Origin of the sequence: Sphingopyxis sp. 2PD (genome assembly GCF_005503695.1) — a bacterium.
In the GTDB taxonomy this organism is placed as follows: Bacteria; Pseudomonadota; Alphaproteobacteria; order Sphingomonadales; family Sphingomonadaceae; genus Sphingopyxis.
Map to the genome: position 1 here is coordinate 1 of NZ_SCMU01000008.1, position 13,040 is coordinate 13,040.

The 13,040-nt window shown below is 66.0% G+C and carries 8 protein-coding genes; 4 read left to right on the forward strand and 4 right to left on the reverse strand.

What is annotated here, in order from left to right:
• The first annotated feature begins 200 nt into the window (after positions 1 to 200).
• Positions 201 to 3,644: a chromosome segregation protein SMC gene (smc, locus tag FFS18_RS08265; protein WP_137870413.1), complete on the forward strand. Its 3,444-nt coding sequence runs from the start codon at positions 201 to 203 to the stop codon at positions 3,642 to 3,644.
• Between the two features lies 1 nt (position 3,645).
• Here the strand turns inward: smc and ubiA are convergent, their stop codons facing one another.
• The 4 genes from ubiA to FFS18_RS08285 all read right to left on the reverse strand — a co-directional run bounded on the left by ubiA (position 3,646) and on the right by FFS18_RS08285 (position 7,867).
• On the reverse strand, positions 3,646 to 4,554 hold the full coding sequence (gene ubiA / locus FFS18_RS08270) for a 4-hydroxybenzoate octaprenyltransferase (protein ID WP_137870414.1): 909 nt from the start codon (positions 4,552 to 4,554) through the stop codon (positions 3,646 to 3,648).
• Between the two features lie 63 nt (positions 4,555 to 4,617).
• A complete protein-coding gene (locus FFS18_RS08275; protein ID WP_249340344.1) occupies positions 4,618 to 5,298 on the reverse strand; it encodes a TadE/TadG family type IV pilus assembly protein in 681 nt (226 codons plus the stop codon).
• Positions 5,295 to 5,888, reverse strand: coding sequence for a TadE/TadG family type IV pilus assembly protein (locus FFS18_RS08280; protein ID WP_137870415.1), 594 nt, complete (start codon positions 5,886 to 5,888; stop codon positions 5,295 to 5,297). Before FFS18_RS08280 ends, FFS18_RS08275 begins: the two co-directional genes overlap by 4 nt.
• Positions 5,885 to 7,867 (reverse strand): TadE/TadG family type IV pilus assembly protein, encoded by a 1,983-nt coding sequence (locus FFS18_RS08285; RefSeq protein ID WP_137870416.1) that lies wholly within the window; start codon positions 7,865 to 7,867, stop codon positions 5,885 to 5,887. Before FFS18_RS08285 ends, FFS18_RS08280 begins: the two co-directional genes overlap by 4 nt.
• Positions 7,868 to 8,073: 206 nt before the next feature.
• On the opposite strand from FFS18_RS08285, the gene FFS18_RS08290 reads away from it, so the two are divergent.
• The 3 genes from FFS18_RS08290 (at position 8,074) to FFS18_RS08300 (ending at position 12,998) form a co-directional block, all read left to right on the forward strand.
• Complete coding sequence (locus FFS18_RS08290) at positions 8,074 to 8,823, forward strand: 16S rRNA (uracil(1498)-N(3))-methyltransferase (RefSeq protein ID WP_137870417.1); 750 nt, start codon at positions 8,074 to 8,076, stop codon at positions 8,821 to 8,823.
• Between the two features lie 167 nt (positions 8,824 to 8,990).
• Entirely contained in the window at positions 8,991 to 10,895 is a 1,905-nt protein-coding gene (locus tag FFS18_RS08295) for a proprotein convertase P-domain-containing protein (protein ID WP_249340345.1), read from the forward strand.
• Positions 10,896 to 10,940: 45 nt separating this feature from the next.
• Complete coding sequence (locus FFS18_RS08300) at positions 10,941 to 12,998, forward strand: hypothetical protein (protein ID WP_137870419.1); 2,058 nt, start codon at positions 10,941 to 10,943, stop codon at positions 12,996 to 12,998.
• Positions 12,999 to 13,040: the final 42 nt, after the last annotated feature.

The window sequence follows — 13,040 nt, forward strand, 5'->3', positions numbered from 1 at the left end:
GGGGTGGAGGGGCCGCGACGCCAGCGCCATAGCCCCTCCGTCAGCGCTTCGCGCTGCCACCTCCCCATGGCTGCGCCACGGGGAGGATCGATAACTGCCCCTTGCGACTCCCCCGCCCGCGCGGCATGACGGCTGGCAGGGGGATATGTGACACCAGCGTTGCAACATCCGCGATTCGATGACCTGCACGGGACGTTCCCGTGCAGATAAAACGCCTGCGCCTGACCGGTTTCAAAAGCTTCGTCGAACCCACCGAACTGCGCATCGAGCCCGGGCTGACCGGCGTCGTCGGCCCCAATGGCTGCGGCAAGTCCAACCTTCTCGAGGCGATCCGCTGGGTGATGGGCGAATCCAGCCCCAAATCGATGCGCGGCGGCGGCATGGAAGATGTCATCTTTGCCGGCACCGCATCGCGCCCGGCGCGCGATTTTGCCGAGGTCGCGCTCCATTGCGACACCGAAGGTGCGCTCGTCGCGGGCCTGTCCGACGGCGAGGACGGCGATGACCTAGAGGTCATCCGCCGCATCGAGCGCGGGGCGGGCAGCGCCTATCGCGCCAATGGCCGCGACGTGCGCGCCAAGGATGTCGCGCTGATCTTTGCCGACGCCGCGACCGGCGCGCACAGCCCGGCGCTGGTCAGCCAGGGGAAGATCGCCAATGTCATCGCGGCAAAACCCACCGACCGCCGCGCGATGCTGGAGGAAGCCGCCGGGATCGCCGGGTTGCACGTGCGCCGCAAGGATGCCGAGCAGAAACTGCGCGCGACCGAAACCAACCTCGCCCGCCTGTCCGAAATCACCACCGACATGGAGGTGCGCGCCAACGCACTGCGGCGGCAAGCGCGCGCGGCGGAGAAATACAAGAAGCTGAGCGACGAGATCCGTATTGCCGAGGGGCGGCTGATCTACGCGCGCTGGCGCGACGCCGCCGAAGCCGCCGATCAGGCGCGCCGCGACAGCGATGCCGCCGAAGCGGCAGTCAAGACCGCGCAGACCGAGCTGGAAACCGTTTCCGCCGCACAGACCGAGGTTGCCACCCGCGTCGCCACCGCGCGGCACGACGCGCAGGCACAGCGCGACGCGCTGGCCGAGGTGACCGCGACGCAGGTGCGCCTGCAGGGCGAAGAGCGCGCCGCGCGCCAGCGGCTCGAAGACTTGGCCGCACAGCAGCGGCGCATCGCCGACGACCGGGCGCATGAAGGCGAACTGGCGCGCGAAGCACATGGCGCGCTGACCGCACTCGACACGGAAACCAAGGCACTGGCAGCGGATATTGCCGCGCACGACGCGGGCAAGGCAGCGCTGACCGACGCCAATCTGGCGGCCCAAGCGCGGCTGCGCGATGCCGAGGTTGCGCTGGCGCAGGCGCGCGCCAAGGCCGCGAGCGAAGCCGCCGACCGGCGCATCGCGGTGTCGGCGCGCGACAGCGCCGCGGCGGCGGTGCGACGGATCGACGCCGACAAGGTGCGCGTCGATGCGGAAATCGTAGCGCTCGGCGACCGCGCCGCGCTGACGGCGCGCCATGCCGAGAGCGTGCAAGCCGCCGAAGCCGCCGAAGCGGCGATCGCCGTGGCTGAAACCGCGCTGCAAACAGCGGAAGCCGACCGCGAAGCGATCGCCGCCGAACTTGCGAGTATTGAAGCGGGGCTGGCCGAAGCACGTACCGCGCTGGCAGCGCTCGACGGCGAGGCGGCGACGCTCGAACGTGCGCTCGCTGCCGGACGCCGCGACGAAGCGCGCATCCTCGATCAGCTGCGCGTCGCGTCCGGCTATGAAGCCGCGCTTGCCGCGGCACTGGGTGACGATCTCGACGCGGGAACCGACAAGGACGCCGCGCGCAGCTGGGGCGGCGCCGAACCGGGAACGGATGACCCTGCCCTGCCCGCCGGCACCCGGCCGCTCGCCGAATTTGTGACGGCACCCGCCGCGCTGGCGCGCCGCCTGGCGCAGATCGCAGTGGTCGATGCCGACAACGGCCAGCCGCTCGAAGTGGGCCAACGACTGGTCACGACCGACGGCGTGATGCGCCGCTGGGACGGCTTTGTCGCGCGCGGCGACGGCGCCACCGCGACCGAGCGGCTGCAACGGCAGAACCGTCTCGACGCGCTGGCGGCGCAGCGCCCGCAGGTCGAGCTGGGGGTGCAGGAACTCCGCGACCGCCGCGATGCCGCCGCCGCCAGGGCCGCCGAACTGACCGACGCCGCGGTCGGCGCGCGCAAGGCGCTGGCGCAGGCGGACGAGACCCGCCGCACCGCGCTGCGTGCCGCCGATCAGGCGCAAGCCGCGCTCGACCGTCATCGCGACGCTGCGGCGCTGTTCGACCGGCGGCTTGGCGAGATTGCCGCCGCGGCAAAGGAAGCCGCCGACGCGCTGGCGTTACAGGAAGCCGCGCTCGCGGCACTCCCCGACGACAGCATCGCACGCGCGGCGCTCGACGCCGAGGAGCAGGCGGCCGAGCGCGCCCGCAGCGACGCCAACGGCGCCCGCGAAGCCCTCACCGCGCATGAACGCCGCCTTGCGACCTTGAGCGAGCGGCAGGCGGTCGTCAGCGCCGAGATCAAGAGCTGGAAAGCGCGCGCGGGCGAAGCCGCGCGGCGCGTCACCGAAATGGACAAGCGCGCCGACACGCTGGCCGCCGAAGCCGCGAAGCTTGCCGATGCGCCCGAAAAACTGGCCGAGCAGCGCGCGGCGGCGGAAGAACAACAGGCGAAGCTCCGTGACAAGGTCGCCGCCGCGGAAGCGCAGGAACGCGCCGCCGAGGCGGCGCTGCGCGAAGCCGAAACCGCGCTGAACGCGATCCGCGAGCGCGTCGCGGCTGCGCGCGAAACGCGCGCCGGGGCGATCGCGCGCTCCGAAAATGCCGAGCTCCGCCGCATCGAGATGGGCCGCCTGTCGGGCGAACGCTTCGAATGCCCGCCGCCGCTGTTGCCCCAGAAGGCGGGTTTCGAAAGCGAAAGCGTCCGCGACGCAAGCGCCGAGTCGTCGCAGCACGACCGGCTGATCGCCGACCGCGAGCGGCTCGGCCCGGTCAATCTGGTTGCCACCGACGAACTGATCGAACTCGATAGCGAACGCGAAAAAAGCGCGACCGAGATCGAGGAGCTGACGCAGGCGGTCCACCGGCTGCGCGGGTCGATCGGCAATCTCAACCGCGAAGGCCGCGTTCGTCTGCTCGCGGCGTTCGAAACGGTGAACGGGCATTTCCAGCGACTGTTCACGACGCTGTTCGATGGCGGCCAGGCGCATCTCGAACTCGTCGATTCGGACGATCCGCTCGAAGCGGGGCTGGAGATCATGGCGCAGCCGCCGGGCAAGCGTTTGGGCACGCTCACGTTGCTCTCGGGCGGCGAGCAGGCGCTGACCGCGGTCGCGCTGATCTTTGGCCTGTTCCTCACCAACCCGGCGCCAATCTGCGTCCTCGACGAAGTCGATGCGCCATTGGACGACGCCAATATCGAGCGCTTCTGCGACCTGCTCGACCGCATGACGCGCGAAACCAACACTCGCTATCTGATCGTCACCCACAATGCAGTGACGATGGCGCGCATGCACCGCCTGTTCGGGGTGACGATGGTCGAAAAGGGTGTCAGCCGCCTGGTGTCGGTCGACCTCGGCGGGGCGGAGGAACTGCTCGCGGCCGAGTGAGTTAAGGCGCCATCCCGACGACCAGCATCGCGGCGAACACCAGCAGACCGGCAAAGCGGTTGCTGCGGAACTTCGCGAGCGCATCTTCGCCATTGTCGGGTTCCAGCGTCACCACCTGCCCGGTGAAATGCACCGCCGCGGGAACCAGCGCGACCAGCACCAGCGGATCGGGGCGCACCGCCCACAGCGCGCCGCCCCAACCGGCGAGCGCAAATCCGTAACAAAGCGCAACGCCGCCTTTGACATGGCGCCCCATCGCGCGCGCGCTGGATTTGACACCGACCAGCATGTCGTCCTCGATGTCTTGCAGGGCGTAGATCGTGTCATATCCGATCACCCACGCGACGCACCCGGCATAGAGCAGCGGCAGCGCGATCCCCTCGTCGCCGCCGACCGCAATCCAGGCAACGAGCGCGCCCCAGCTGAACACCAGCCCCAGCCACGCCTGCGGCCACCAGGTGATGCGCTTCATGAACGGATAGCCCGCGACCAGGATCAGGCTGGCGAGCGCGACGATCTGCGCGGGCAAAGGCAGCTGGAGCAGCACGTAGAGGCCGACGAGCGACAGCAGCACGGCCCACAGCGCGGCATTGCGCACCGACACCGCACCGCTCGCGATCGGGCGCGACGCGGTGCGGGCCACCTGTGCGTCAAGGTCGCGGTCGACGATGTCATTATAGACGCACCCCGCGCCGCGCATCGCGATTGCGCCGAGCAGCAGCCACAGGAACAACGGCCAATCCCTGACCGCACCGCCGCCGAGGGCAACGCCCCACGCGCAGGGCCAATAGAGCAGCCACCAGCCGATCGGGCGATCGAACCGCGCCAACAGCGCATAAGGGCGCGCGGCGGCGGGTAGCAGCGCCACAAAACCACGCAATTGGCTGTCGGGAGGATGGGTCGTGGTCATCGGCAGCGGCGCATGTAGCAGCCGCTGCCCGCGTGATAAACGGTTATCGGATGCGGCGCGCGATCAGGTACAGAGCGCGGGCGTCACCGCAGGCGCCGGATTGAACACGCCGGTGCCATTGTCGCCATGGAGGTCGCGCGCCTCGCGGATCAGGAAAGCGGAGGTTTCCTGGATCCGCTTCGTCTGGAACCATTTGCCCCACAACAGGGATTTATAGTCGTAGGTTACCTCGACCAGCATGATCGCGGTACCCGCCGAGGCGGTGGCCCCGACACCCGCAAAGCTTGTTCCCGTCGCCCCCGTCCCTTGCGGACCGAAAGCGGAACTGACCGGCAGATCACCATAGCAGCGCTGCCAGTGGATCCATTGCCCGCCGTCGGCATTGCGTTCGATGCTCGACAGAATGACCCGGCCATTGGCCTTGAAATTCATGCCCTTCGCCTGTTCCTCGACCCCGGCAAACACTTCGTTGATGTCGACTTCGCGCACGCGCGGCTGCGACAGGTTGCTGCCAAAGGCGATTCGCGCGGCGTTGTCGGCGGCGCTGAGGCCGATCTGGTTCACTCGCGTCGTCGACAGGAGCAGGTTGGCATATTCGATGCCGCCAAAGCCGATCATCGCGAGGATGGGGACGCAAAAGGCCACTTCGATCATCGCCACCGCGCTGACGTCGCGCGCCAGACGGCCGAGCATCTTTGATCGCCGCGCAATCCGCGCCTGCGCACGTTTGAGAAGGCTGGTCATGAACAGATCACCTGTTTCGTGGACGTCGCGGCATTATAGGGCTGGTTGCGCAGCACGGTCGCCGCCGCGAGTGTACTCTGCTGCGACTGCCCCAGGAATTTCCACACCGGCAACACGCGATTGATCCGCAGCGAGGCGGTGTAGAGTACAACGTCTTCGGCGCCGCCATTGCCGGTCTGGCCGCGATCGGAATCCCAGCTGGCGTTGCCATTGACGTCCTCGAAACACTCACCGCTGTCATAGCTCCCATTGTTGTTGGCGTCGGTGAAGGCTTCGGGGTCGCCGACTTCGCTGAAACTGTCATAGGATTTCCGGGAAAAGGTCACGGTGCCTTGGGGAAAGACGTTCAACACCTTGCGGCGCACTTCATTGTCGAGCGCGGTCTGGCTGAGCGCATTGCCCTCGAGCGTCGCGGCGCGCGCCGCATCGTTGACCACGCCCTGGAGTGCCGTTTTGGCATAATATTGCCACGAAAAGTCGAGGATCCCGAACACCACGATCAGGAACAGCGGCGCCGTCAGCGCGAATTCGACGATCGCATTGCCCCGCTGGTCGCGGCGCAGGCGGCGGAAGACGGTCGCGCGTGTCATTGCGACAGCCGCAGTTTCGAGATTTGCCGGGCGATCGCCTGGAAATTCTCGTTAAGCTGCGCCGCATTATTCGCCTGATAGGCTTTGCCCGGGCTCGCGCAGCTGGTGAGCGAGCTGTTCAGCGACACGCCGAAGCTGACCACCCAGACGGTGATATTCTTCGCCTTGGCTCTCGAGCACAATTGCGCGAAACGATTGTTGTGGCGGGTCGTCAGATTGGCGTCGCTGGTGCCGCCAACGCGCTTCATCAACCACTCATAGCCCTGGAACGACAGGTTCCCCATGTTCGGCGCCATTTCGCCGTCGGTCATGAAGACGATATGGCGGCTGATCGGGCGGTTGTTCGGCGCGGTCGCATTTTCGTCCGAGAACATGCCGTCGGGCGACAGCAAGCGCACGCCCCACACCATGCCGGCGTCGTGATAGGTACCGCCGACCGGCTGGAGCGACTGGATATAGCTGTTGAAGGTCGACCGGTCGCTGGCCGTCTGCGTCGTCAGCTTCATCGCTGCGACGGGACAGACGCCCCAACCGTTGGACCAGTAGCGCGAATAATTCTGCCAGCTGCCGTTCGTGCTGCTGTTGCTCGACACGCTGCTGCTGTTGACGGTGATCGAGCCCGTCGTCGAAGGCGTGCCGCCCGGGCTGCTCGCGCGCGGGAACGCAATCTCGGGAATCAGCACTTTCCACTTGGTATCGTCGTCGCTGGTCGGCGCGGTATCGACATCCATGTCATGCGCGTCGGCTGGCGCCGTTTCGGTGGGACCGAAAGGCTCGGTACCGCGTTCCATCACACAGCCGCCCCATGTGTTCGATACGGTGGCGCCCGAATCGCCGGTGTCGGTCTGGATCGCGGTGCCGGCCTTGGCCTGGCTGACGTCGAACACGCGGTCCTGATAGGTATATTTATTGTCGAACGACTGGGTCGGCGTTTCGGTCACCGTCGTCGTGTACGTACGCGTAAAGGTCGCGACGCGGCGTTGCAGGCGGCAACGGCTGTTCGACCAGCGATAGCGGTAATTGTAATAGGTATAGGTCTGGTTGGTGTCATAGGTCGTTATACGGTTACCATTACCATCGACATATTGCGCCGTCTGGTTGGAGTTCGGCGAGCCGCTAGGCGTCGGCGACGTGTCGGCCGGCGCCTCCAGATTGCCGCAACTCGTGCTGTCCTGACCATTGACCGTGCTGACATTTTCGTAGCTGCCATAGGTCGTGTTGCCGTCGGTATATTCCTCCGACTGTTCGGTCGTCGCGTTGCCCCATGTAACCTTAAACACCGGCGTGCGCGACGGCAGCAGGACGTTGTCCGACAGCCAGGCCGGATTTTTGGCATAGAGGATGCTGCCGACGTTGGCGGTCGAGCTGTAGGGCACGACGCCAAAACGCAGGCGGCCATCGCCGACATCCGCGGTGGTCAGCGTATCGAAAAAGTCCATCGTCGCCGATTTGAGCGCGGTGATGCGGTTGACCGAGTCGCCCGAATTGGTCTGTGCCATCGACCCGGTGACGTCGAGCACCATCATCACGTCGGCGTTCGAAATCTCCAGCTTCGCGGTGCAATTCACCGCAAGGTCGAATTTCTGATAATTGAAGATCTGCATCAGGACCGTCGGCAGCCGCGCGGAGGCGGTTCCCCTGACGTTCGACGTCCCGTCGGCCTGCGACGCAAAGGTTACGTTGCTGCTGCCATAGGCGGTCTGGCTGTAGTTGAAGTTGAACATCTTGTTCGCTTCGGCCTGCGCCGCCGAGGTATAGGTGCCGCCCGCCATCGCGCGGCGTCCGGCGAGCACGCCCGCGTCGCACGCCTGTTGCAGGCGCAGCTGCGCCATATAGGCGCGGCCGATGTCGATGCCCGATCCGAGCATTCCGATGATCGGCAGAATCGCCGCCGCGGTCAGGAACATTGCGTTGCCGCGATTGTCGCGCAACAGGCTGTTGGTGCCCAGCCGCATGCGGCTGAAAACGGTCCCTCGCATGGTCTAACCCCTCTTGGTCCAGACACGCGGCCCACTACAGATGCGTGGCTGGTATCCTCGCACTAGGGCGAAACTGCTTACCAAACTGCTAATTGGCCGGTGACGGATTGGGCGCGAAGAGCCCCGATCTGACCCGGATCGGGACAATATGCCGGCGCGAGACAGCATAGGTGCGCAGATTCCTTTGCTCTGCTATCGCGCACCGCATGCCCGCAACACCCGCCTGGCCGCCTGCCAGCACCCCCCGCCTGTTTGTCGATCTGCCGCTGGCGCCCGGCACCGCGCCGTTGATCGACGGCCCCGCCGCCCATTATCTGCTGAACGTCATGCGGCTGAAGGTCGGTGCGCCGATCCTGCTGTTCGACAATCGCAGCGGCGAATGGCTGGCTAACATCACGGAGGCAGGAAAACGCTCGCTCACCGTTTGCATCGAGCGCCAGACGCGCGCGATCGAGACGGTACCCGACCTGTGGCTATGCTTTGCCCCGGTGAAAAAGGCCCGGCTCGACTGGATCATCGAAAAGGCGACCGAGCTTGGCGCCCGGCGGCTGCAGCCGGTGATCACCGAACGCACGATCGTTGAGCGCGTCAAGCGCGAGCGGCTGGAAGCGCAGGTGATCGAAGCGTGCGAGCAATGCGGCCGCAGCGCGCTGCCCGAGCTTGGCGAGCCGACCAAATTGACCCAGCTGCTCGCGGACTGGCCCGCCGAGCGCGCCTTGCTGTTCGCCGACGAAGCGGGCGGCGCGCCGCTGTCCACCGTCGCTGCCCCCGCCCCCGCCGCGATCCTGGTCGGTCCCGAGGGCGGCTTTACGCCGCGCGAGCGCGCCCTGCTGCTTGAAAACGCCGCGGTGCGGCGTATCGCGCTTGGTCCGCGCATCCTGCGCGCCGAGACCGCGGCGATTGCGGCCATCAGCCTGTGGATGGCACAGCATGGCGACTGGACGACGAGTGGCTGAACCCGACATTCTGTTCCGTTCCCGGACAGAATGTGCACCAAGCGCCCGATTTTAACCGCATATTAGCTATGCATGGGCATAGCGGCCCGATGCAACGGCAGGACCAGAGCCGATATTGCTGGCGTGGGGGCCAGCACGCACAGTTTATACGGGCCCTTGCGGTACTCGTGGGGCTGGCGCTGTCGCTCGTCGCCAATCCGGCGGCGGCGCAGACCAGCACAACCTACAGCAACACGACAAACGGGACGATCAGCGAGACCGCGACCACCTGTACCAGCCCGATGGTGCGCAATTTCACCGTCGCCGCGAATGCCCAGATCACCGATGTCAACATCGGCGTCCAATTCAGCCACACCTACCGCGGCGATATTCGCGCCACTTTGGTGTCGCCGACCGGCACTGTGGTCAATCTGATCACCAACGTCGGGGCGGGGGCGGATAATCTGAACGTGCTGTTCGACGACAGCGCCGCGACCAGCATCACCACCCACAGCGCGAACGACAACACCGCCGCCGCGCCGCCATATCAGCGGACCTTCAGCCCCGAAGGCTCGCTCGCGTCGTTCAACGGCCAGGGTTCGGCGGGAACCTGGCAGCTCACCATCTGCGACTCGCTGAACGGCGATACGGGCAATTTCACCCGCGCCGACCTGACGCTGACGACGGTGCCGATGGCGCCTTCGGCCGATTTGTCGCTGACCAAGTCGGTGAGCAACGCCGCTCCGGCTGTGGGCGCCAGCGTCAATTATGTGCTCAGCGTTACCAACGCGAGCGGCTCGGCGCTGACCGCCACCGGGGTGACGGTACAGGATATGCTGCCAGCGGGTTTTGCCTTCACCGGCGCATCGGGCTTCGGCAGCTACAACAGCAGCACGGGGGTGTGGACGGTCGGCAGCATTCCGCCGGGGACGACGCGGACGCTCACGATAACCGGCACCGTCACCGCGACCGCCGGCGCAACGATCACCAACATCGCCGAAGTCAGCGCCTCGTCGGCGTTCGATTTCGATTCGACCCCGGGCAATGGCGCCGCGGGCGAGGATGATTATGACACGGCCAGCTTCACCGTGGCAGGCACCCGCGTCGCGGGGACACCGCCGACGCTGGTCTGCCCGGTTGGCAGCACGGTTCACGACTGGGACAGCGTCAGCTGGACGGCGGGAACGACCAGCGGCAGCTATGCGCTGGCCGCGATCGGCACGATGAATTTCAACATTTCGATCAGCGGCGGGGTGTTCCTGAACAACGCCACCTATGGCGGCCAGTCGCCGACGCGGCAGAATGTGGTCACCGGCGGATTTTCCCCCGCGCAATTTTCGATCTTTGAGATCGTCGACATGACCAGCCAGGCGGGCAGCGTGTCGAGTGTCTTCACGCTCCCGACCGCGGTGCCGGGGGTGCAGTTCCGGTTGTTCGACATCGACTACGCCGCCGGGCAGTTCGCCGACCGGGTGACCGTCACGGGCAGTTTCAACGGATCGCCGGTAACCCCGGTGCTGACCAACGGCGTCAGCAACTATGTCATCGGCAACAGCGCCTATGGCGACGGCACCTCCGCCGACGCCAGCGCGAACGGCAATGTCGTGGTGACCTTTAGCGCGCCCGTCGACACGATCACCGTCGAATATGGCAACCACAGCCTTGCCCCCGCCAATCCGGGGCAGCAGGCGATCGCGATCCACGACGTCACCTTCTGCCGCCCGACCGCCAACCTGACGATCGCCAAGACCAGCAGCGTCGTCAGCGACCCGACGAATGGTACGACCGATCCCAAGGCGATACCGGGCGCCGCGATGCGCTATTGCATCCTGGTGACCAACAACGGCAGCGGCACCGCAACGTCGGTCAACGTCGCCGACGCGTTGCCCGCCGCGACGACCTTTGTCCCCGGTTCGCTGCGCAGCGGTACCAGCTGCGCCGGGGCGACGACGATCGAGGACGACAACGCCAGCGGCGGCGACGAAAGCGACCCCTTCGGCGCATCGATTACCGGCACCACTGTCACCGCAACCGCCCCGACGCTTGCTCCCGGAACCGCCTTGGCGATTGCTTTTGACGTGACAATCAATTGATTTTCATTAACTTTAATCGCTCAGCTGGCATTTGAGCGAACCCAAATGACCCACCAGGATTGCCCTCTTCGCGCGCTGGCCCGCTTTGGCGGGCTGACGGTCGTCGCGGCGGCGCTGGTTGTCGTACCCCCGGCCTCGGCCCAGCGCGTCATCGTGAACCCGTCGTTCGAAGCGAACGATCCGCAGGGGCCGGGCGCCGCCAATTTCCAGATTTATGCCAATGGGTCGGTGATCGGCTGGGACTCGGCATCGGGCGAGATCGAGCTTTGGGACAGCAATTTTCAGGCTGTGCCTGCCTATGCCGGGTCGGTGTTCGCCGAAATGAACGCCAATGTGCCGGGCGCGCTGTACCAGAATATCTGCATGGTGACCGGCGAGACAATCGGCTGGACCTTTGCTCATCGCGCCCGGTCGGGCGGCCCAGCGACGCAGACCGCGCGCTTTCAGGTGGCGAGCACGGGCGGCACCCTGATCCAGGCGCTCGCGACACAGTCGTCGACGATCAACAATGTGTGGAACGTCAACACCGGGTCGACGACCTATACGGGTGCATCGGGGATCCAGCGGGTCCAGTTCATCACCACCGATCCGGGCAGTTACGGAAATTTCCTCGACGACATCCGGATCACGCTCAACCCCTTTGTCGAGCTGTCGACGGCCTCGGCCTCGGGCGTCGAATCGCTGGCGAGTGCGAACCTCCCGACGCTGATCGTCAACGGGACCTTGTTCACCGCGCAGACGATCAATGTCAGCATCACCGGCGGCACCGCGGTGCGCGGCACCGATTACACGACCCCGGGCGGCGGCGCGAACTTCAACGTGACAATCCCCGCGGGCACCTATCAAAACACCGCCGTCCCGCTTGGCATCCAGATCGTCGATGACACCGCGACCGAAGGCAGCGAGACGATCCAGATCGCGCTGAACCCCGGCACCGGCTACACCGTATCGAGCACATCGAGCTGCGGCGGCGCGGCGCGCACCACGAGCAGCTATACGATCACCGACAATGATTCGCCGGTGGTGCTGACCAAAAACTGGGTCACCGGGATTGCGGGTGATGCCGTCAGCCTCGCGATCAGCGGCGGTTTCGCCGCCAGCGCAGGAACGTCGACCGTCGGCGGGGCGGCGACAAACGCCACCGCCGTCGCGATCCCCGGCAGCACGCTCACCCTGACCGAAACCTATACGTCGGGCGCCGCGGCAAATTACAACAGCAGCATCGAATGCCGCCGCAACAGCGACAATGTCGTCGTCGCGACCGCGGGCAGCGGGCTCAGCCGCACCGTCGTCATGCCGTCGGGTACCTCGCTCACCTGCACCTGGACCAACAGCCGCCGGGCGGCCAGCCTGGTCGTGCGCAAAAGCTGGGTCAATGCGGTGCTGGCCAACGCGGTCACGGTGGCGACCAGCGGCCTCATCAACAACGCCAGCTTGTCGTCGGTCGCCAACAGCGCGAATGAAACCGACACCAACGCCGCTGTGACGGTCTATGCCGGGGAAAGCGCGACGCTCAGCGAGACATTCACCGTCGGCAATGGCACGAATTATGGGCAGCTGCTCGCCTGCACCGGCAATGGCACCGCGCTCGCGGGCAACGTCCTGACAGTGAACGCCGCCGACACCGCGATCGTCTGCACCTTTACCAACAGCTATGTCGCGCCCTTGTCGATCGCCAAGACGTCGGTTGCCTATAGTGATCCGATCAACGGGATGACCAACCCGAAACTGATCCCCGGCGGCTTTGCCAATTACACGCTTACCGTCACCGCACCCGCCAGCACCAGCCCGACCAACAACAGCGTCATCGTCACCGACGCGCTGCCCGCGAACCTCAGCCTGTTCGTCGGAACCTACGCGCCCGGCCCCGGCCCGGTGCGCTTTACCGCAGGCAGCAGCGGGCTGACCTACAGCTTCACCAGCCTGACGAGCGCGGCCGACGATCTGGAGTTTTCGAACAATGGCGGCGCCAGTTGGAGCTATGCGCCGACCGCCGATGCCGATGGCGTCGACGCCAATGTCACCCATGTCCGCATTCGTCCGAAGGGGTCGATGGTGCCGGGATCGAGCTTCACGATCAACCTCCGCGGGCTCGTCAAATAGCGCCTGCGCAACAGTCGATTGCATTCTGTACTGAACAGTCTA